Raw genomic sequence first — 21,068 nt, 5'->3', positions numbered from 1 at the left:
CCTGGGCCGACGCCTCATCCGGAGTGAATTGATTGAACATCAGCCCGACCGATTTCGCCAGCATGCTGTGCTCGCGCCTGTGCCACGACCTGCTGAGCCCGGTCGGTGCGCTCAACAACGGGCTGGAGCTGCTCGCCGACGAGCATGATCCTGAGATGCGGGCGCGCTGCCTGGAACTGCTGGCCGACAGCGCGCGGGCGTCGGCGAGCAAGCTCAAATTCTTTCGCCTGGCATTCGGCGGCGCGGGCGGTTTCGGCGAGACGATCGACACGCGCGAGGCGCACGCCGCGTTGCAGGGGCTGTTCGGTGACAACAAGCGGCTGATGCTGGGCTGGATGGTCGACGAACCGGTGCTGCCCAAGACCGCGATCAAGGTGCTGCTGAACCTGGCATTGATCGGCGGCGATGCGCTGATCCGCGGCGGGCAGCTGGACGTCGGGGCGGAGAATGTCGACGGCGTGACCGAAATCGTCATCCGCGCCGACGGGCCGCGCATCGTGCTCGATCCCGAATTGCGCGCGGCGCTGGAGGGCGAGATCGAGGAGAGCAGCGTGTCGCCGCGCGCGGCCGCGGCGCTGCTGGTCCATGCGCTGGTGGTGCAGAGCGGCGGGATGCTGCGCGTGTCGCCGCCCGAGGCCGAAGTGCTTCTGTTCGGCGCATCTTTCCGCGCCGGGTAAACTCCGCCTTAACCCTGACCGGCGCAAGGTCCCGGCGTGCAGACCGCGAGGACAGCCGCCGGGGACCCATGGACGACCTTCTTCAGGAATTCATTCTCGAGACCCGCGAGACGCTGGAGGCGCTGTCCGGCGAGATCGTCGCGTGGGAGGCGGACCCGTCCGACACCGCGCGGCTCGACGCGATCTTTCGCTTCGTCCACACCGTCAAGGGGAGCTGCGGCTTCCTGGACCTGCCGCGCCTCGCCCGGCTGAGCCACGCCGCCGAGGATGTGCTGGCGCAGGTGCGCAGCGGCGAGCGCAAGCCCGACCGCGCGCTGGTCAACGCGGTGCTGGCGATCGTCGACCGCATTTCCGAGCTGGTCGAGGCGATCGACCAGGGCGTTTCCCTGCCCGATTCGGGCGAGGAGCTGCTGATCGCCGCGCTGGCGGCGGGCAGCGACGAGGTGGCGGCGACCACCGCCGCTCCGGCGGTGCGCGCGGCATCGCGCAGCGTCCGGCTGGGCGTCGAGCTGCTCGACCGGATGATGAGCGGCATGTCGGACATGGTGCTGGCGCGCAACGAACTGGCGCGGCGGCTGCGCGACGTCGATGCGGACCCCGCGCTCGACGCCTCGCTCGAGCGGCTGTCCGCGACCGTCGCCGAGATGCGCGACACGGTCACGCGCACCCGCATGCAGAAGATTGACGCCCTGTTCTCGGCATTGCCGCGCATGGTGCGCGACACCGCCGCGACGCTGGGCAAATCGGTTACGCTGAGCCTCGACGGCAGCGACGTCGAACTCGACCGCGAGATGATCGAGGTGATGCGCGACCCGCTGGTCCATATCGTGCGCAACGCGATCGACCACGGCATCGAGAGCCCGCAGGAGCGGCGTGCCGCGGGCAAGCGCGAGAACGGCCGCCTGTCGGTCGCGGCGCGCCAGTCGGGCAACCAGATCATCATCGAGATCGCCGATGACGGGCGCGGCATCGATACCGACCGGCTGATCCGCAAGCTGGTCAAGAACGGCTCGCGCAGCGAGCGCGAGCTGATGGAACTGAGCGCGCGCGCGCGGATCGACCTGGTCTTTGAACCCGGATTGTCGAGCAAGGACGAGGTGACCGCGATTTCCGGGCGCGGCGTCGGCATGGACGTGGTCCGCGCGTCGATCGAGCAGATCGGCGGGCGCATCGACCTGCAGAACCGGCCGGGCCAGGGCCTGCTGATCGCGATCCGCGTCCCGCTGACGCTGTCGATCATCCCGACAATCGTCGTCGGGGTGGGTGGACTGGAACTGGCCATTCCGCGCCAGCCGATCGAGGAGATCGTGCGCGACCGGGGCGACGCGATCCGCATCGACCTGATCGGCGACACGAGCGTGGCGACGGTGCGCGACCGGCGCCTGCCGCTGGTCGACCTGGCGCGCCTGCTGGGGACCGAACGGACGGGCGCGGACGCCCAGATGATGCTGGTGATCATCAATCTGGGCAGCATTTCCTTTGCGATCGCGGTCGATTCGGTGCTCGACAACGAGGAACTGGTGATCAAGCCCGCCGCTCCGGCGGTGATGGCGACCGGCATCTATGCCGGCCAGACCCTGCCCGACAGCGGTCGCCCGATGCTGATGCTCGATTGCGCGGGCGTCGCGCGCGCGGCGGGAATCAGCGGTGCGACCGTCGTGGATCGCGACGTCGAAGCGGTCGATGCCGAGGCCGCGGCTGCCGAGGGCATCCGCGTGCTGCTGTTCGAGGATCTGGACGGCGTGCGGCGCGCCATGCCGCTCGCCATCGTCGATCGCGTCGAAAAGGTCGACGCGAGCGCGATCCGCCACAGCGCGGGGCGGCTGCGCCTGGCCGTCGACGGATCAATCGTGGCGCTCGCCGCAGTGGCGCCGCCGCCGCCGGGCGAGGAAGTCCTGGTGCTGCGCCTGCGCGACGAGGCGTCCGAGCTCGGCTATGCCGTCGCCGAAACGGGCGACATCGTGACCCTGGCCGGCGACATCGCGCCGCCTGCCGCGCCGGGCATGGTCGCCGGCGTCGCACTGGTCGACAACGACCCGGTCGAGCTGCTCGACCCGCACTGGCTGTTCACCCATCACGGCGCGGAGGCGATCGAGGGCGATCGCGCGCCCATCTGTCTGATCGGGGCGGACCCGAGCGGGTGGATCGGCACGTTCCTGCGCCCGATGCTGGAGGGTTATGGCTACCGCGTCACCCAGCGCCTCGGCCCGGAGGAGCAGCCCGCGATCGTGCTGACGCTCGACGCGCCGCCCCCCGACACCGTCGCGCCCGCCCCGGTGGTGCGGCTGACCAGCGATCGCGGTGCCGCGGAAACCGGGCAGATCTATCGTTATGACCGGGCGGCGCTGATCGACGCCCTGCAGCGCGCGGTAACGGGGGGACGCCGGTGAACAAGCTGTTTCTGGTCGCGCACATCGACGGCCGCGCAATCGCGATCGACGCGGACCAGGTGGATTCGGTCGTCGATCTGGGGCCGGTCACGCCGGTGCCGCTGGCCAGCCGGCAAGTGCGCGGCCTGGCGGCGCTGCGCAGCCGGGTCGTCACCGTCATCGACACCAAGGCTGCGCTGGGCATGCCGGCGCACGGCGCGCCGCGCCGCGCGGTGATCACGCGGATCGACGGCCATCATTATGCGCTGCTGGTCGACGCGCTGGACGACATCGTGGCGATGACGCTGCTACCGCTGTCGCCGGCGATCCCGCTCGAGCCCCTGTGGCGCGAGGCCGCGCGCGGCGTCGTCGAACGGGACGGCGAGCCCATCCTGGTGATCGACGCTGCTGCACTGATTCCGCAGAGCGCGGCCGCAGCATGATTTGTGGATTAACGCCACGGTTACGGACTTGTGCCAAAACCCTACTCCTCGAGTGCAAAATGAAAGCGTGTTCATGAAAACCTGTCTGGTGGTCGACGACTCAAAGGTCATTCGCAAGGTTGCGCGACATATCCTCGAGACCCTCGATTTCGAGGTTCGCGAGGCCGGCGACGGCCGCGAGGCGCTGGACGCGTGCATCGCCGACGCGCCTGACGTGGTGCTGCTCGACTGGAACATGCCCGTGATGAGCGGCATGGATTTCCTGCGCGCGCTGGGCGAGAGCAGCCTGCCGGCAAAGCCCAAGATCGTCTTCTGCACGACCGAGAACGGCATCGCCTACATCCGCGCCGCGATCGAGGCGGGCGCCGACGAATATGTGATGAAGCCGTTCGATCGCGAAACGCTGCAGAGCAAGCTTCAGATCGTCGGCATGGCCTGAACGCCGTTCAGGGGAGAGCGGCGGTGGGCGAGATGACGCACCAGGCAAAAATCGACAGAAGGGGCGCCGCCGCCGCCAAGGTCGTGCGCGTGCTGGTCGTCGACGATTCGGTCGTCGCGCGCACCATTATTTCGCGCATGGTCGACGCCATTCCCGGTTTCATGGTCGCGAACGCGGTCAACAATGCCGCGCGGGCGATCGACTTTCTGCGCCGCGAGCGCGTCGACATCATCCTGCTCGACATCGAGATGCCGGGGACGGACGGCCTGTCCGCGCTGCCCGACATGCTGCTGATCGGCGCGGGCGCCCGCATCCTGGTCGTCTCCTCGATCTGCGAGGAGGGCGCGGCATCGACCATCCAGGCGCTGTCGCTGGGTGCCGCGGACACACTGGAAAAGCCGATGGCGGGGGCGCTGGCCGGGCGCTTCGCGGCGACGCTGCACGAAAAGCTGACCCGGCTGGTCGCCCCGGCGGGCGACATCCAGCAACCGACGCTCGCGCATGAGCGCCCGGGTACGCCGGTTCCGGTCGGCGCGCGTCCGTTCGACATCGTGGCGATCGGGGCGTCGACGGGCGGCATCCACGCGCTCACCCAGCTGCTGCGCGAGCTGCCGGCGGGGCTGCAGACCCCCATCCTGATCACGCAGCATCTGCCGGATTCGTTCATGAGCTATTTCGCGGCGCAGATCGCGGTACTGGCCGCGCGCCCGTGCGACGTCGCGACCGAACGCCTGCTGATCCGGCCCGGCCGGGTCATCGTCGCGCCCGGCAACGCGCACATGGAATGCGTGCAGGTGGCCGGCGGGATCGGCGTCACCCTGACCCACGAACGGCAGTCGTCGGGCTGCATGCCGTCGGTCGACCCGATGTTTGCGTCGGTGGCGCGCGTTTACGGCGACCGGGCGCTCGGCATCGTGCTGAGCGGCATGGGTCGCGACGGCGTGCGCGGCGCGGAACAGCTCGCCGCAACGGGCGCGAACGTGGTCGCACAGGACGAGCGCAGTTCGGTGGTGTGGGGCATGCCGGGCGCGGTCGTCGCGGCGGGTGTCGCGCGCACCATCCTGCCCCCGTCGGAGATCGGCCGGCTGGTCGCGCGCGGGCGCGCAACCGCATGATCACGGGCCACGCCAACGCGATCGGATCCCCCCGCGCCACCGGCATCATCCTTGGCCTGCTCGAACAGCGGACCGGCCAGCGCATCGACTCCAGCCGGTCGTGGCGGATCGAAACCGCGCTCAAGCCGCTGCTGCGCGACCTGGGGCTGGCGAGCATCGACCAGCTTGCCAGCGCGCTGGGGGACGGCACGTCGCCGGGGCTGTCCGATTCGATCGTCGACGCGCTGCTCAACCAGGAAACGTCATTCTTTCGCGACGCCAACGTGCTGGAGATGATCGCCGACGTCGTCGCCAGGCTGCAGGCCGAGGAACCGGACCGGCGGATGCGGGTGTGGTCGGCGGGGTGCTCGACCGGTCAGGAGCCGCTGTCGCTGGCGATGCTGTTCGCCGAAGCCGAGACGAAGGGCGGGGCGGCCGCGCCGGAAATCCAGGCGTCGGATATTTCGGCGCAGGCGATCGAACGCGCGCGGCGCGGCACGTTCAGCCAGTTCGAGATCCAGCGCGGGCTGCCCGTGCGGCGCATGGTGACATGGTTCGACGACCGCGACGGCCAGTGGGTTGCGAAGCCCGAGCTGATGCGCCGGATCAGCTTCCGGCGACACAATCTGGTCGATCAGCCCCCGCTGCCGGGCCGGTTCGACCTGATCCTGTGCCGCAACGTGCTGCTCTACTTCGCAGCACCCGTGCGTCAGCGCGTCCTCGCCAGCCTGGCGAGTGCGCTGCGGCCCGGCGGGCTGCTCGTGCTCGGCGCGGGCGAGACCGTGATCGGCCAGACCGACCTGTTGCAGCCCAGCGTTACCTATCGCGGGCTCTACGAACTCTCCCGCTGAGCCGGATGCCTCAGCGCGGCTCGGGCACGCGGATCTTCGACCCGAGCCGTTCGACGACCTGTCGCGCATCGAAGGCCCGGACATTGTCGGCCGGCTTCGGCCCGCGCCCGACGACGATCTCCGCGATCGCTTCGTAACGGTCGACCGAGCGCACGTCGAACCCGGGGCCGAAACCGCCGCCGAACCCGCCCGCGAAGAACGGGTCATAATAGCGCCAGCCATAGCCGCGGCCGAAGTAGCGCCAGCTCGGGCCCCACAAACCGCCGCCGTAGAAGCCGCCATAGCCGCCGAAGAAATTGCCGGTCGTGTAGGTCTGCGTCTGGCGTTCGGTATCGCGGTCGACGAGGATGAAATGGTCGTAACCGCGCTCCAGCGTCAGCTGGGCCGCGCGGTAGAGGAGATACCGCTCGACCACCTCGCGCGAGGTCAGGCTGTTGCCGCTGAAGCTGACGCGGAAGCGCGCGTCCTCGATCTGCTCGTCGGCATAGCCGGCGCGCGAGAAGCCGCGCCCCGATGCGGGCTGATAGGGGGTCGGCGTCGCACACGCACCGAGCGTCGCCGCCATCAGTACCGCCGCCACGGCCGGCCGCAGCCGACGCCGTTGTGCAACCAATCCCACCATTTTCGTTCTCCAATCAAACCGATCCGGCGAATATGCGGCGAATCGTGCGGCTGCCACGTTACAAGCCGACATGGAACCAGAACATCCATTGCTTGTTGCTGAACGCGACATGACGGGGACCGCTCCGTCGACCCGGCAACAAATTTTCCACGGCGTTACACATTGCGACAAAAGGCCGCATTGACATCCGCGACGTTGTCCGGTCGTAGGCGCATCCTGGAGCGCGCCGGCGTTCCGTCTTCTCCATCATTGCGGAGGCAGGGCTTGGCCACGTCCGACACACCAGGGATCGCGACGCGGTGCAACCGGGCCGGCCGGATAAAGTCGAGGCGATGAGGTTGAACATTCCGGGTACCCGCCGCGGCGCGCGGCGCGGCCTTGCCATCCTCCTGATCGTCAGCCTGCAGGCCTGCGGCGCTTCCGAAGGCGAGCAGGCGGGCGGGCGGGCGCAGCGCACGCCGACCGTCGGCTATGTCACCGTCCAGCCGGTCAGCGCGCCGATCGAGGTCGAGCTCGCGGGACGGACCGCGCCGTTCGCGATGTCGGAGGTGCGCCCGCAGATTTCGGGGGTGATCGAGCGGCGGCTGTTCACCGAGGGTGGCCTGGTCCGCGCCGGGCAACCGCTCTATCAGATCGATCCGAGCCTGTATCGCGCCAGCGTGAGCGAGGCGGAAGCCAATGTCGCGATCGCGCGCGCCAATGCGGAGGCGACACGCATCCGCGCCGAGCGGCTGAAGCCGCTGGCCGATATGGAAGCGGTGAGCCGCCAGGACTATACCGACGCCGCTGCCGCCGCGCGCCAGGCGGCCGCGACGGTCCAGCAGGGCCGGGCGCAACTCGACACCGCGCGCATCAACCTGCGCTTCACGCGCGTGCCGGCCCCGATCACCGGGCGGATCGGCCGGTCGCTGTTCACCCAGGGCGCGCTGGTCACGGCCAACCAGGCGCAGCCGCTCGCGGTGATCGAGCAGCTCGATCCGATCTTCGTCGACATCCAGCAGTCGAGCGCCGATCTGCTCGAGCTGCGGCGGTCGCTGGCGCGCGAAGGGGTGATGCCGACCCAGGCGGTGGTCAAGCTGACGCTCGAGGACGGCAGCGTCTATGGACCGACGGGGGTTATCCAGTTTTCCGAGGTGATCGTCGATCCCGCGACCGGTACGGTCACGCTGCGGGCGCGCTTTCCCAACCCCGAACAGCTGCTGCTGCCCGGCATGTTCGTGCGCGCCAGCTTTGCCCAGGCGATCAACACCCGCGCGTTCATGGTGCCGCAGTCGGGGCTGACCCGCGATCCGCGCGGCCAGGCGACGGTGCTGGTCGTCGGGCGCGACGGCAAGGTCGCCGAGCGCAAGGTGACGGCCGACCGGACGATGGGGACCAACTGGGTGGTGACCAAGGGGCTGGAACCGGGCGACCGCGTGATCGTGCAGGGGACGAACGGGCTGAAGCCGGGCCAGGCGGTGAAGGCGGTGCCGGCGAGCGCGCCGCAGCCGGTCACGCGCCCCGCCGCCGGCAAGACCAAGGGCTGATCGCCACATGATCTCGCGCATCTTCATCGATCGGCCGATCTTTGCCTGGGTGATCGCGATCCTGATCATGCTGCTGGGCGTCGGATCGATCTTCATCCTGCCGACCGAACAATATCCCGACGTCGCGCCGCCCCAGGTCAATATCCGCGCCAGCTATCCCGGCGCGTCGGCGGAGACGCTGGAAAGCAGCGTGACGCAGGTGATCGAGCAGCAGCTCGCGGGCATCGACGGGCTGATCTATTTCAGTTCGGAATCGAACGCGCGTGGGCAGGTGACCGTCACCGTCACGCTCGACAAGGGCACCGACCCCGACATCGCGCAGGTCCAGGTCCAGAACCGCGTGCAGCAGGCGCTGCCGCGACTGCCCGGCCCCGTCCAGCAACAGGGGCTGACCGTCACCAAGTCCAATTCCGATTTTCTGATGATCGTCGCGGTCTATGACGCGACCGACCGGGTGACCAACCAGGACGTGTCGGATTATCTGGTGTCGAACCTGCAGGACCCGATCGGCCGGCTGCCCGGCGTCGGCGACACCAATGTGTTCGGCGCGCCCTATGCGATGCGCATCTGGCTCCGGCCCGAAAAGCTCGCCGGGGTGGGGCTGATCCCCGCAGACGTGATCGCCGCGATCCAGGCGCAGAATACCGAGGTCGCGGCCGGCGAGGTGGGCGGATTGCCGTCGCCGCCGGGGCAGTTGCTCAACGCCACCGTCACCGCGCAGTCGCGGCTGCAGACCGCGGACCAGTTCCGCCGCATCGTCCTGAAATCCCAGTCCGACGGGTCGATCGTCACGATCGGCGACGTCGCGCGCGTCGAGCTGGGTGCCGAAAGCTATGCGGTGCGCACGCGCGTCAACGGGCATCCGGGCGTCGGCCTCGCCATCTCGCTCGCCCCCGGCGCCGACGCGCTGGCGACCGCGGAACTGGTCAAGGCCGAGGTCGAGCGCCAGGCAAAGAGCTTTCCTGCCGGGTTTCAATATGCCTATCCGGTCGACAGCACCGAGTTCATCCGCCTGTCGGTCAAGGAAGTGGTCGAGACGCTGATCGAGGCGATCATCCTGGTCGTCATCGTCATGTTCGTGTTCCTGCAGAGCTGGCGCGCCACGCTGATCCCGACGATCGCGGTTCCGGTCGTGCTGCTCGGCACCTTTGCCGTGTTCGCCATCGCAGGCTTTTCGATCAACGTCCTGACATTGTTCGGGCTGGTGCTGGCGATCGGCCTGCTGGTCGACGACGCGATCGTCGTGGTCGAGAATGTCGAACGCGTCATGCACGAGAACCCCGGCATGAGCCCGCGCGACGCCACGATCGAGTCGATGAACGAGATCCAGGTCGCGCTGATCGCGATCGCGCTCGTCCTGTCGGCGGTGTTCCTGCCGATGGCGTTCTTTGGCGGGTCGACGGGCGTGATCTATCGCCAGTTCTCGATCACGATCATCTCCGCGATGGTCCTGTCGGTCGTTGTCGCGCTGGTGCTCAGTCCCGCGCTGACCGCGACGCTGCTGAAGCGGCGCGAGGACGAGCGGCCCGGCTTCCTCGCGCGGCGCGCGCCGGGCGTGGTTGCATGGGGCCAGCGGGCCGGCGACCGGTTCAACCATGGCTTTGCGCGGATGACCGACCGCTATATCGGCATGGCCGAGACGGTGGTGAACCGGAAGCTCCTGTTCCTGCTGATCTATGCCGGCGTCGTCGCGATCCTGGCGCTGCTGTTCTTCCGCCTGCCGACCAGTTTCCTGCCGACCGAGGATCAGGGGCGCGCGATCGTCCAGTTCCGCCTGCCCGCGGGCGCGACGATCGAACGCACCGTCGCGGTGCAGGATGCGGTCGAACGCTATTTCCTGACGCAGGAAAAGGAGAATGTCTCGACCATGCTGAGCGTCGCCGGCGGCGGGGGCGGCGCGTCGGGCCAGAATACCGGGCGCGGTTTCGTCTCGCTCGCGCCATGGGAAGACCGCAAGGGCGCGGAAAGCAGCGCCGATGCGATCGCCGAACGCGCCGCCGCCGCGCTGGGCGGGCTGCGCGATGCCCAGGTGTTTGCGCTGATCCCCGGTGCGGTGCGCGGTCTGGGCCAGTCGAACGGCTTTACCATGGAGCTGCAGAACAGCGGCGGGCTGACGCGTGCGCAGTTCCAGGCGGCGCGCGACAAGCTGCTCGCCGCCGCCGCGCAGGACCCGATGCTCGCGTCGGTGCGGCCGAGCGACCTGCCGCCGCTCGCCACGCTGAAGGTCGATCTGGATTCCGAGAAGCTGGCCGCGCTCGGGCTGAGCCAGACCGACGTCAATTCGACGCTGTCGACCGCTTGGGGCGGCCGCTATGTCAACGATTTCATCGACCGCGGGCGGGTCAAGCGCGTCTATGTGCAGGGCGACGCCGAATATCGCGACGCGCCCGAGGATTTGAGCCAGTGGTTCGTGCGCACCGACAGCGGCGGGATGGCCCCGTTTTCCGCCTTTGCGCGGTCTAGCTGGTCGGTCGCACCCGCCTCGCTGCTGCGCTTTTCCGGCCTGCCCGCCTATGAGATCGAGGGCCAGGCGGCGCCGGGCATCAGTTCGGGCCAGGCGATGGAGCGGATCATGGCGCTGGCCGCCGAGCTGCCCGGCACAACGGTGGCGTGGAGCGGCCTGTCCTATCAGGAGCGGCTGTCGTCGGGGCAGGCGCCGTTGCTCTATGGCCTGTCGCTGCTGGTCGTCTTCCTGTGCCTGGCGGCATTGTACGAAAGCTGGTCGATCCCGGTCGCGGTGCTGCTGATCATCCCGCTCGGCCTGGTCGGCGCGGTGTTCGCGGTGACGCTGCGCGGCCTGGAGAACGACGTCTATCTGCAGATCGGGCTGCTGACGACGATGGGGCTGGCGGCGAAGAACGCGATCCTGATGATCGAGTTCGCCGAGCAGGAAGAGAAGAAGGGCGTGCGCATCATCGAAGCCGCGCTGTCGGCCGCGCGGCTGCGCCTGCGGCCGATCCTGATGACGTCGTTCGCTTTCATCTTCGGCGTGCTGCCGCTGGCGATCGCGACCGGGGCGGGGGCCAACAGCCGCATCGCGATCGGCACCGCGGTGATGGGCGGGATGATCACCGCGACGATCCTGGCGATCTTCTACATCCCGCTGTTCTTCGTGCTGGTGCGGCGCGGCACGCGCGACGCGATGAAGAAGCTGCGCGGCGGCGACAGCGCGTCCGGCACGGGGGCGGCGGCATGAGGCGCGCGATCGGCCTGATGCTGGCACCGGTGGCGCTGGCGGGATGCTCGCTCGCCCCGAAATACGAGCGGCCCGCCCCGCCGGTCGCGCCGTCGTGGCCGGTGGGCGATGCCTATCTGCGCCAGTCTGAAGCGGATCTCGCCAGCCTGAAGTTCGATCAGGTGTTCCGCGACACGCGGCTGCGCACGCTGATCGAGACCGCGCTCGCCAATAACCGCGACCTGCGCGTCGCGGCCGCCAATATCGAGGCGGCGCGCGCGCAATATCGCATCCAGCGCGCCGAGCTGTTGCCGGTGGTGTCGACGGGCGGCACGGTCAACCGCAACCGGGGCGGCGCGTCGCGCGCGACCCAGGGCGCGGCGGGCGGCGCGACCGTTACCACCTTCTACACCGTCAATGCCGGGATCACCGCGTTCGAGCTCGACCTGTTCGGACGCATCCGGTCGCTGAGCGATGCCGCGCTCAACCAGTTTTTCGCGACCGAGGCGGCGGCGCGCGCGACGCGGCTGACGCTGGTCGGCGATATCGCCACCGCGTGGCTGACCTATGCCGCCGACCTGAAGCTGCTGGAGATCGCGCAGGAGACCGAGCGCAGCGCGCTGCGCAGCGTCGAGCTGACCCGCGCGCGGCTGGCGGGCGGGATCGCACCGCGCACCGACCTGCGTCAGGCCGAGCAGATCCTGGCGCAGGCGCAGTCGGACCTGGCCGAAAGCCGCACCGCGCTGGCGCAGGACGTCAACGCGCTGACCCTGCTGGTCGGCGCGCCGGTCGATCCGTCGCTGCTGCCGCCGACGATCGAGCAATTGGACGGCGCGCTGGCCGAAGTGCCGGCGGGGCTCGATTCCTCGATCCTGCTGCGCCGCCCCGACGTGGTGCAGGCGGAGTATCAGCTGCGCGCCGCCAATGCGCGGATCGGCGCGGCGCGGGCGGCGCTGTTCCCGCGCATCTCGCTCACCACGACGCTGGGATTTGCTAGCCGCGCGCTGAGCACGTTGTTCGACAATAACTCGTTCAACTGGTCGGTGGCACCCAATGTCGATTACGACATCTTCGCGGGCGGGCGCGCGACCGCCGGCGTGCGCCAGAGCAGGGCACAGCGCGACGCGGCGCGCGCAACCTATGAGGGCGCGATCCAGACCGCGTTCCGCGAAGTGGCGGACGCGCTGGCGCGGCGCGGCACGATCGACGACCAGCTGCGCGCCGACACCGCAGGGGTGGAGGCAGCCGGCGACACCGCGCGGCTGACCGAGGCGCGCTATCGCGGCGGCATCGACCCGTTCCTCAGCAGCCTCGACGCGCAGCGCGCGCTCTATGCGGCGCAGCGCACGCTGGTGACGACGCGGCTGGCGATGGCGGCCAATCTGGTGACGCTGTACCGCACGCTGGGCGGCGACCCGGAACTGGATGCGCGCGCGGTGGGGGCGGCGGGCGAGTGAGCGAAAGGCGGGCAACACTCACGATTAAGTGGCCGGTCTGGAGCAATCTAACAGATTGGAAGTCGAAAGTGTTTGGGAGGGTTCCAGGATCTCATCTGCACTTAGCTACGGTTGTGGCCGCTCCTCACCTGTAAGAGGGTCTTGGGGCGCGTTCACTCAACTTCCATACTCCCGCTCGATCCTTGCAATGTAGCGAAACGGGGAAGTGTCGGCTTTCGTAAGCCCGGGCACGCTCTTGATCGACAAGCTTGCGAGTATTCCTCCGGTGATAGCTGCCGTGGTCGCTTCAATCGATAAACCTTGAGTTGCCGCAATCATACCTCCGGCACTTCCGCCAACAACATTGCGCACCGCGGCCGCCCAATCGATTTCGGCGGTGAGGCTAGCTAATGATTTTCGAATATTGGATTGTCGTGCCTTTTTAAGATACTCCGCTAAAGCGAAATCAAAACGTTCACACTCGAGATTTACGGCCCTAATATCTCCCTCCTTTGAAATTTTAATCGCTAGATCTTCAAAGTAGTGCCTAAAAGCAATGAGCTCATCACGGTGTTTCTCTTTAAATCCAATTACGTCTTCAAAGGGCGTGGAGGCATCGGGTACAATTAATGCATTTTTTAGTTGCAGTTGAAATGCTAAATCGGGTGACAGGCAGTCAGTCGGGATAATCGAATTGTCATACTGCTGCCACAACGACCATCTACCTGGCTCACGTTTATTTAATTCTTGATAAGCATGCCAAACTTGATAAGATATTTGCTCATAGGTTACGCCACTGCTGTAAATCACCTTTGACTGAGAGCCTAGGCCGATGCCTGTAATGTCGGCGTCGTCCTCATCTCCCAAACGGATAAGATTGTTCGCAATTTTATCAAGTCGATCAACAAAAAGCATCGCAACTTTGAGAGTACCTTGATCGTTGACGCGTGACTTCAAACTCAGGTTGCTGCCGTTTCCGTTAATTCTGGCCGCTATCCCAATGATCCCGCCCCGCTCGCTCTTCTTCAAAGGCGGCGATAGCTCGAACCTAGCTGGCGATAGTTGTGGGTTGCGGCCACTATGGGCCACAGGCTGGACAAAGACGCTACTTGTGGTCGACCCAAGCAAGCTTGACTTGGTCGTTTTCAAAGCTGCCCCCTTTCGCCGCGAGATGTTTAGTATAGCCGCGGGAGGGGCACATTCAACGGATTCATACCTGGCGGGGCAAACGGTGCCGCGTGTCCGACTCGAACGGACGACCTACTGATTACAAATCAGTTGCTCTACCAGCTGAGCTAACGCGGCCCTGCGGGGCGCTATTGCGTCAGATCACGCCGAAGGTCCAGCCCTCGCTGCGGGCGATTTCGGGCGTGAGCGCCGGCGGTGCCCACAGGTCCGGGCGGTGGGCGTTGGCGCGCAGCCACGCGGCGGTGACGAGCGCGTCGGTGGCGTGATCGTCATAGCGCGCGAGCGGGGCGTGGGGCGCACTGTCGAGCGCGGCGAGCGCGGCATCGAGCGCGGCGGGGTCGCGCACCTTGCTCAATCCCTTGCGCAGGCCGGCCGCGCGCGCGGCGATTGCGGTATAGATCTCGACGATGACGCTGCCGCCACGGGGCAGGGGGTCGATCGGCCAGACGGGCAGGGCATCGCCGACATGGTGGAGCAGCCGCATCCCCGCAAAGCTGGCCTTCGCGACCTGGGCCGCGCCGATCGCGTCGTAGACGGTCGACGGCTTGCCGCCGCCGCGCGCGTTGAAATGCGCCTCGCACCGGCGAAAATGCATGAAGCGGGCCTTGGCACCGTCGGCTGCGCCCAGATAGAAATGGCGGCCGCGCCGCCGCTCGAGGAACGAGGCCGCGCCGAGATCGGCATCGTTGCAATCGCGATCGACATAGGCCCAGAAGGCGCGCGCATGGTCGGGCGTGGCTTCGCCGGGAAGATAGGCGCCGCGTTCGATCCGCGGCGGGGCGAAGCTGAAGTCGAAGCCGATCAGCATATTGCCGTCCGCGCGGCCGCGGACCCAGTCGAGCGCGGCGCGGCGCGACCAGACGCCGTCCGGCGCGGCGATCAGGCGTGGGGGCCCGCCGCCGGCATCCGCCACCGCCACCGCGATGCCGGGGTGGCGCGCGCCCTTCGCCCCCGACCAGTCGATCGCGACGAAATGGGCGAACGGTTCACGGCCGCTGGCCATCGCCCCGCTGCGCGCGCAAGGCGGGGGTCGCGCGGTCCCACCAGCTGCGTTCGATATAGGCGACGATGCGATCGCGCGCCGGGGTGCCGTAGCGGACGAGCACGGCGGCATAGCCGTCATAATGCGGGGTTTGCCAGAAGGTGTCGGGATCGGTCGCCATCAGCACCTGTTTCTCGACGCTGGAGACCATCAGCACGAAACTGCCGGCCTCGCGCCCCGGCGCCAGGATCGGCTTGCCCGCCACCTTGGGCACGGGCACGCCGTAATAGGGGTCCATCGCCACCCCCGGCAGCGCGAGTGCGGTCGCGCAGGCATCGTCCCAGTCCCTCATCCGCCGCTCCCCCCTATTTCAACGCCGCGATCACGTCGGCGGCGAAGCGTTCGACCTCGAACCCGTTGCCGACGGGGTCCTCGCCGCGCCGCACGATGACCAGCCGATGCTGCGGCACGACCATGACGAACTGGCCGCGATTGCCCTGGGCCGAAAAGGTGCCGGCGGGTAGCCCCTGTTGCGGGCCGAACAGCCACATCGTCGCGCCATAGCGCGGGCCGTTGCCCGCGGGCTGCTGGCCCACGGGCGTCGTCATCGTCCGCATCCAGCCGGCGGGCAACAGGCGGCGGCCCTGCCACACCCCGTCCTGGAGCCAGAACTGGCCGAGCCGGGCGAGGTCGCGGGCGGTCGTATACACCTGGGACGACAGCACGAAATTGCCCTGCCAGTCCGCACCCGCCGTCGTGTGGCGCATGCCCAGCGGGGCGAACAGCCGGGTCGCCGGATAGGCGTGATACCGCGCATCGTCGGCCATCGCGGCGCGGATCGCCCGCATCGCCAGCAGAATGTCGTTATTGGCGTAGCGAAAGCGCGTGCCCGGCGGCGCGATCAACGGCCAGCCGGTCGCCTGTTCGGTGACGGTGGTGCCGCCGAAATAGATCGCGTCGGTGCGGTTGCCCGCGGTGTCGCTGTGCAGCCCGGACGACATGCGCAGCAGGTTTTCGAGCGTGATCGCGGCGCGCGGATCGCCGGGCGTGCGCCATTCGGGCACCAGGGCGGGCGCGCGCGGATCGACCAGCCGGTCGGCGACCGCCAGCCCCGCGACGGTGCCGGCGATGCTCTTTGCCACCGACCAGGTGCGGTTGGCGGTGAAGGGCCCGAACCCCTCGGCATAGCTTTCGGCGATGATCCGGCCGTCGCGCACGATGACGATGCCGGTCGTCCGCCCGCGATAGAACGCGGTCATCGCCGCGGTGACGCGGACGGCGAGGGCGTCCGATGGCTTGGGCGCGATGCCGCGATCGCCCATCGGCCAGGGGCGGGGATCGGCAGGCGCAGGCAGCGGCTCGTTGCCTGGTTCGCCGGCCAGGGGAATCCGTTCGCCGCCGATAGGCGCGAGCATGCAGCCGAAGCGCGGCGACCAGGCAGCGACGCGCGGCTTCAGTGCCAGATCGAAGACGACGCTCACGCGGCGCGCCGGCCGGTCGATGCGCGCGGGAAGCTTTGCGACCATCGCCTCATATTCGGGATAGATGCCGGTCAGTTCGAGCGCGGCGACCGCTGCCTCGCTGCGTCCGGCGGCGATCACGCCCTCGCACAGCGCCAGCGCCTTGTAGCCGGCGGCAATGGCACGATGATGGGCGGAAGACGTCGGCGGGGTCGAAACCTGTTGCGCGGCCGCGGGCACGGCCGCCAGCATCAACCCCAGGCTAATCGCGCGTCGCACCCCGTCGTTCTCCCCACCAGGCCAGCCGTTCGGCCACGCGCTTCTCATAACCGCGATCGGTCGGGATGTAATAGCTTTCGGCACCCATGCCGTCGGGCCAGTAATCCGCCCCCGAAAAGCCGTCGGGCGCGTCATGGTCATAGGCATAGCCCGCGCCGTAGCCGATGTCCTTCATCAGCCGGGTCGGCGCGTTGAGGATGTTTGCGGGCGGCATCAGCGATCCGGTCGCCTTCGCCGATTTCCACGCGGCCTTCTGTGCGCGATAGGCCGCGTTGGATTTGGGGGCGGTGGCGCAATAGAGGCACGCCTGGACGATCGCGAGTTCGCCTTCGGGCAAGCCGAGGAAATCATAGGCGTCCTTGGCGGCGAGGCATTGGACCAGCGCCTGCGGATCGGCCAGGCCGATATCCTCGCTGGCGAAACGCGTCAGCCGGCGCAGCACGTAGAGGGGCTCCTCGCCCGCGGTGAGCATCCGCGCGAGATAGTAGAGCGCGGCGTCCGGATCCGATCCGCGTAGTGACTTATGCAGCGCGGAGATGAGGTTGTAATGCCCCTCGCGGTCCTTGTCATAGACCGGCATTCGCCGGTGGAGCAGCGCCGACAAGGCGGCCGGGTCGAGCGGTTCCGCGATCTCGACCGAGAACAGCGTCTCGACCTGGTTGAGCAGGAAGCGGCCGTCGCCATCGGCGCTGGCGATCAGCGCGGCGCGGGCATCCTCGGTCAACGGCAGCGCGCGGCCGGTCTCCCCCTCCGCGCGTGCGATCAGCGTGGCGAGTGCCTCCGCGTCCAGCCGGCGCAGGATGAGCACCTGTGCGCGGCTGAGCAATGCGGCGTTCAATTCGAACGAGGGATTCTCGGTCGTCGCGCCGACCAGGATGACGGTGCCGTCCTCGACATAAGGCAGGAAACCGTCCTGCTGCGCGCGGTTGAAGCGGTGGATTTCATCCACGAACAGCAGCGTACGCTGGCCGATCCGCGCATGGTCGCGTGCTTCGGCGAACACTTTCTTGAGGTCGGCGACGCCGGAGAAGACCGCCGAAATCTGGGCGTAGCGCAGGCCGACCGCGGCGGCGAGCAGCCGCGCGATCGTCGTCTTGCCGGTGCCCGGCGGCCCCCACAGGATCATGCTGGACAGCTTGCCCGCCGCCACCATCCGCCCGATCGCGCCGTCCGCGCCGGTCAGGTGATCCTGCCCGACGACCTCGCCCAGCGTGCGGGGACGGAGCCGGTCGGCAAGCGGCGCGTCGGGGGCTGGGATGTCCTGCGCGGAGGGCGGGGGATCGTCGGCGAACAGGTCGGGCATGATGCCCAAGATAGGGCGTGACACGATGCCTGCCTATGCCCGGTGACTGGCAAGCTCCCGCCAGCGAGTCAAACAATCTATGCATGATGTTATCTAAAGTTGACATAACGTCGGGTTTGGCATACATCGCCCCTACACATAGCCAGGATTGTGGGGGGAGCAGGACATGCCGTTCCGGGAAAAGATCGCGTGGATCACGCTGGGCGCGGTGTTGCTGCTCGCCACCATCTATTTCGGTGGCCTGATCGGCAGCCATGCCGGTCCGGCAGTGCTGAGAATCCACAGCATCGTCCTGTTGATCGGCGCAGTGATCATCGCGACGCTGTATTCGATCATCGCGACGACCATCGTCGCGCTGCGTGGCCGCGACGAGGCGACGGCGCCCGCCGACGAGCGCGACCGGATGATTTCGACGCGCGCGGCGTCGATCGCCTATCCCGTGCTGATCTTGGCGATGCTGGCGGCGGGGATCAGCGCGCATCTGGGCAACAGCCTGATCGGCGTGCTCAACGCGCTGCTCGGCGCGCTGGTGGTGGCCGAACTGGTCCGCTGCGCGGCGGAGATCATCGGCTATCGGCGCAGCTGATGGCCCGGCCACCGATCCGCAACGACATCCGTACGCTGCGCTTCCTGGCGGGCGAGATGACCCAGGCGGACCTGGGGCAGCAGGTCGGGTTGACCCGCCAGACGATCGCGGCGATCGAGCAGGGGCGCTATTCCCCGACGCTGGAAACCGCGTTCCGCATCGCGCGCGTGTTCGACAAGCCGCTGGAGGCGGTGTTCCAATGGGCAGAGGAGGCCGGTTCGGACGATTGACCGGGCATGGCCCGACCTCGACCGGTCGGCCGCGTCAGCGCAGGACGACCCCGGCATCGACCAGCCGCACGTCGTGCATCTGGTTGAGATACGCCTCGTAATAGCCCTTGTGCGATGCGCCGACGATCGCGAGCAGCCGCGTGCCCGGCTGGCGGCCCAACACGTCGCGGAGATTGGCGACCATCCGCAGGTTGCGCGTTTCCCAATAGCCGACATAGCCGCGGCCGAACTGCTGGGGGGACGGCTCGACCAGCGCCGCGCCGAAATCGGAGCGATAGGCGCGGTCGGGATAGGTGGGCGCATTATAGGCGCGGTACATGGCCAGCACGCCATCGGGCTGCGCAAGGCCGGCATTGAGCCGCTCGTCCTCCGCCTGACGCGCGCGGGTGTCGGGGTTGTCCCAGGCGCGCATGATCGCCTCGCCCGCAGCCTGGCGCTCGGCGGGATCCGCGCTGTCGGGCGCATCCGCGCTATGGTCGTCGACGCTCCACACGCGTTCCAGTCCGAGCCGTGCCGCCAGAGTCGCGCCGATCAGGACCGATTCGTTGCGCCGCCGGGCCAGCGCGGCAAGTTCGTTCACCAGCGCATCGTCCAGACCGTCGCCGGCGCGCCGCTCCTGCTCCGGCAGGCGCAGCCATTGCACCAGCGCCGAATGACGCTCGCCCGCCGCCAGAAACACCGCAGCCAGGCGCCGCCGGTCGGCCGCACCCGGCGCGGCCGGCCACGCGGCGAGCAGGCGCTCGGCCTCCGCATTTGCCGCGGGCACGTCGAGCCCGGTCGCGCGGGCGGCGGCGGTGACGTTCGGGCAATAATCGTCGACGGTGGCGGCATAGCGCGCGGGATAGCGGCGCAGCGCGTCGCATTGCAGGCCCGACAGATCCTCTGTTGCGATCGCGGTGGGACGCCATGCCGCCAGGCGATCGAGCAGCGGATCGAGCATCGACGGCGTGAAGAAATCCGGTGCGCCGGACAGATGCGGAGAGCCGAGCGTGAGCACCTCGTTCGGTGCGCCGGCGGGCGGCCCCTTCAGCGTGTCCGGGTGGAACGCCGGCCGATAATCCTGTGCGAGTGCGGCACCGGCAGCCAGAACCGACAGCGCCGAAATGCCACGCAAGACGGAACGGAGGCTCCACGACAGATTGAAAATGCGCATGTCGAGGGATTAACGCAGGTGCCTTATATTGGCAATACACTCGATGCCGGCACGGTGTTCAGGCGCGGCAGTCAACCGATTGTTGCGGCGCCAGCACCTCCAGATACGCCTCCAGCGCCGCCTGGTTGGCGCTTTCCCAGACATAGCGCTGCGCGGCGCGGTGGCCGGCCTCGCCCGCCGAGCGGCGGAGCGCGGGGTCCTCGACCAGCTGCTGGATCGCATCGGCATAGGCGCGGATATCGGTCGGGGGCACCAGAAAGCCGGTGACGCCCTGCTGCACCAGATCGACCGCGCCGGTCGCGCGGGCGGCGACGACTGCGACGCCCGCCGCCATCGCCTCGGTCGTCACATTGCCGAAGGTTTCGGTGACGCTGGGCATGAAGAACACGTCCATGCCGGCAACCGCGCGGCCGAGATCGTCGCCCGACTGGAAGCCGGTGAAGATCGCCTCGGGCACGCGTTCGGTGAACCAGCCGCGTGCCGGGCCGTCGCCGATCACCAGCACCTTGTGCGGCACGCCGCGCCGTTTCAGCTCCGCGATCACGTCGGCAAAGATGCCCAGCCCCTTTTCGAGTACCAGCCGGCCGAGAAAGCTGACCGCGACGTCCTCATCGCCGATGCCTAGCGATCGCCGCCACGCGAGGTCGCGGCGGGCGGGGTTGAAGCGCGCATGGTCGATGCCGCGCGACCAGATCGAAATCGGCGTCGTCACCCCCCAGCCGCGCAGCACCTCGCCCATGCTGGGGCTGGGCACCAGCACGCGATCGACGCGGTTGTAGAAGCGCTTCGACAGCCCGATCATCAGCGGCTCGAGCATGCCCAGGCGGTAATAGCGCGCATAGGTTTCGAACCGGGTGTGGAGTGAGGCGACCGTCGCGATGCCGTTGCGCCGCGCCCAGCTGACCGCGCGGTGGCCGGTGATTTCGGGTGCGGCGACGTGGACGAGGTTGGGAGCAAAGGCAGCAAGGTCGCGCCTGACCCCGCCCGACAGGCCAAGCCCCAGGCGATATTCGTCGCGCCCGAGCGGCAGCGCGAGCGCGGGCACGTCGACCAGGTCGCCGGTCGGCTCGAACGCGGGACGTGCGACCGTCGGCGAATAGACGCGCAGGGTGACGCCGGCATCGAGCAGGTGGCGCGCAAGCTTGTTCAACGCCTGGTTCGCGCCGTCGCGGACATAGTTGTAGTTCCCGCTGAAGATCGCGACGCGGATGTCGGAGGGCTGCATCGGCGAGCGCATAGCCGTCGCCGCGCGGCT

19 protein-coding genes and 1 tRNA gene are annotated in these 21,068 nt (G+C 68.3%); 11 read left to right on the top strand and 9 right to left on the bottom strand.

Annotated elements, in window-relative coordinates:
- The first annotated feature begins 32 nt into the window (after positions 1 to 32).
- The 6 genes from GO308_RS07670 to GO308_RS07645 all read left to right on the top strand — a co-directional run bounded on the left by GO308_RS07670 (position 33) and on the right by GO308_RS07645 (position 5,873).
- The gene (locus tag GO308_RS07670; RefSeq protein WP_240884981.1) at positions 33 to 677 is read left to right on the top strand and encodes a histidine phosphotransferase family protein; all 645 of its coding nucleotides are present in this window, start codon (positions 33 to 35) and stop codon (positions 675 to 677) included.
- Positions 678 to 745: 68 nt separating this feature from the next.
- On the top strand, positions 746 to 3,067 hold the full coding sequence (locus tag GO308_RS07665; RefSeq protein WP_240884979.1) for a chemotaxis protein CheW: 2,322 nt from the start codon (positions 746 to 748) through the stop codon (positions 3,065 to 3,067).
- Positions 3,064 to 3,489: a chemotaxis protein CheW gene (locus tag GO308_RS07660; protein WP_066480056.1), complete on the top strand. Its 426-nt coding sequence runs from the start codon at positions 3,064 to 3,066 to the stop codon at positions 3,487 to 3,489. The genes GO308_RS07665 and GO308_RS07660 overlap by 4 nt, the downstream gene beginning before the upstream one ends.
- 73 nt (positions 3,490 to 3,562) lie before the next feature.
- Complete coding sequence (locus tag GO308_RS07655; protein WP_066480233.1) at positions 3,563 to 3,928, top strand: response regulator; 366 nt, start codon at positions 3,563 to 3,565, stop codon at positions 3,926 to 3,928.
- 32 nt (positions 3,929 to 3,960) lie between these two features.
- Positions 3,961 to 5,043 (top strand): chemotaxis-specific protein-glutamate methyltransferase CheB, encoded by a 1,083-nt coding sequence (gene cheB / locus GO308_RS07650; protein WP_240885215.1) that lies wholly within the window; start codon positions 3,961 to 3,963, stop codon positions 5,041 to 5,043.
- A complete protein-coding gene (locus tag GO308_RS07645; RefSeq protein WP_066480053.1) occupies positions 5,040 to 5,873 on the top strand; it encodes a protein-glutamate O-methyltransferase CheR in 834 nt (277 codons plus the stop codon). Before cheB ends, GO308_RS07645 begins: the two co-directional genes overlap by 4 nt.
- A gap of 10 nt (positions 5,874 to 5,883) precedes the next feature.
- Here GO308_RS07645 and GO308_RS07640 read toward each other — a convergent pair whose 3' ends face one another.
- Entirely contained in the window at positions 5,884 to 6,495 is a 612-nt protein-coding gene (locus GO308_RS07640) for a hypothetical protein (protein ID WP_066480050.1), read from the bottom strand.
- Between the two features lie 332 nt (positions 6,496 to 6,827).
- On the opposite strand from GO308_RS07640, the gene GO308_RS07635 reads away from it, so the two are divergent.
- The 3 genes from GO308_RS07635 to GO308_RS07625 are packed head-to-tail and all read left to right on the top strand — an operon-like array spanning position 6,828 to position 12,653.
- The gene (locus GO308_RS07635) at positions 6,828 to 8,021 is read left to right on the top strand and encodes an efflux RND transporter periplasmic adaptor subunit (RefSeq protein WP_082730875.1); all 1,194 of its coding nucleotides are present in this window, start codon (positions 6,828 to 6,830) and stop codon (positions 8,019 to 8,021) included.
- A 7-nt stretch (positions 8,022 to 8,028) separates the two neighbouring features.
- Positions 8,029 to 11,217, top strand: coding sequence for an efflux RND transporter permease subunit (locus GO308_RS07630; RefSeq protein ID WP_240884977.1), 3,189 nt, complete (start codon positions 8,029 to 8,031; stop codon positions 11,215 to 11,217).
- On the top strand, positions 11,214 to 12,653 hold the full coding sequence (locus tag GO308_RS07625) for an efflux transporter outer membrane subunit (protein WP_240884975.1): 1,440 nt from the start codon (positions 11,214 to 11,216) through the stop codon (positions 12,651 to 12,653). The genes GO308_RS07630 and GO308_RS07625 overlap by 4 nt, the downstream gene beginning before the upstream one ends.
- Positions 12,654 to 12,809: 156 nt before the next feature.
- Here the strand turns inward: GO308_RS07625 and GO308_RS07620 are convergent, their stop codons facing one another.
- The 6 genes from GO308_RS07620 to GO308_RS07595 form a co-directional block, all read right to left on the bottom strand.
- Positions 12,810 to 13,661 (bottom strand): DUF6236 family protein, encoded by an 852-nt coding sequence (locus GO308_RS07620; protein ID WP_240884974.1) that lies wholly within the window; start codon positions 13,659 to 13,661, stop codon positions 12,810 to 12,812.
- Between the two features lie 203 nt (positions 13,662 to 13,864).
- Positions 13,865 to 13,937, bottom strand: a tRNA-Thr gene (locus GO308_RS07615).
- Positions 13,938 to 13,956: 19 nt separating this feature from the next.
- On the bottom strand, positions 13,957 to 14,823 hold the full coding sequence (locus tag GO308_RS07610; protein WP_240884972.1) for a hypothetical protein: 867 nt from the start codon (positions 14,821 to 14,823) through the stop codon (positions 13,957 to 13,959).
- Entirely contained in the window at positions 14,807 to 15,154 is a 348-nt protein-coding gene (locus GO308_RS07605) for a hypothetical protein (protein ID WP_066671716.1), read from the bottom strand. Before GO308_RS07605 ends, GO308_RS07610 begins: the two co-directional genes overlap by 17 nt.
- A gap of 13 nt (positions 15,155 to 15,167) precedes the next feature.
- Entirely contained in the window at positions 15,168 to 16,541 is a 1,374-nt protein-coding gene (locus tag GO308_RS07600; protein WP_240884970.1) for a serine hydrolase, read from the bottom strand.
- Positions 16,525 to 17,844, bottom strand: coding sequence for a replication-associated recombination protein A (locus GO308_RS07595; protein WP_240884968.1), 1,320 nt, complete (start codon positions 17,842 to 17,844; stop codon positions 16,525 to 16,527). Before GO308_RS07595 ends, GO308_RS07600 begins: the two co-directional genes overlap by 17 nt.
- Positions 17,845 to 18,010: 166 nt before the next feature.
- On the opposite strand from GO308_RS07595, the gene GO308_RS07590 reads away from it, so the two are divergent.
- Entirely contained in the window at positions 18,011 to 18,430 is a 420-nt protein-coding gene (locus GO308_RS07590; RefSeq protein WP_066480018.1) for a hypothetical protein, read from the top strand.
- The gene (locus tag GO308_RS07585; RefSeq protein ID WP_240884966.1) at positions 18,430 to 18,660 is read left to right on the top strand and encodes a helix-turn-helix transcriptional regulator; all 231 of its coding nucleotides are present in this window, start codon (positions 18,430 to 18,432) and stop codon (positions 18,658 to 18,660) included. Before GO308_RS07590 ends, GO308_RS07585 begins: the two co-directional genes overlap by 1 nt.
- 34 nt (positions 18,661 to 18,694) lie before the next feature.
- Here the strand turns inward: GO308_RS07585 and GO308_RS07580 are convergent, their stop codons facing one another.
- Positions 18,695 to 19,813 (bottom strand): DUF5694 domain-containing protein, encoded by a 1,119-nt coding sequence (locus GO308_RS07580; RefSeq protein WP_240884964.1) that lies wholly within the window; start codon positions 19,811 to 19,813, stop codon positions 18,695 to 18,697.
- Between the two features lie 58 nt (positions 19,814 to 19,871).
- On the bottom strand, positions 19,872 to 21,038 hold the full coding sequence (locus GO308_RS07575; RefSeq protein ID WP_240884963.1) for a glycosyltransferase family 1 protein: 1,167 nt from the start codon (positions 21,036 to 21,038) through the stop codon (positions 19,872 to 19,874).
- Positions 21,039 to 21,068 lie beyond the last annotated feature (30 nt).

The organism is Sphingomonas sp. SFZ2018-12, assembly GCF_022496715.1.
Taxonomy (GTDB): domain Bacteria; phylum Pseudomonadota; class Alphaproteobacteria; order Sphingomonadales; family Sphingomonadaceae; genus Sphingomonas.
Note: the sequence above shows the minus strand (reverse complement) of the source record. Positions and strands in the feature narration are given on the sequence as shown.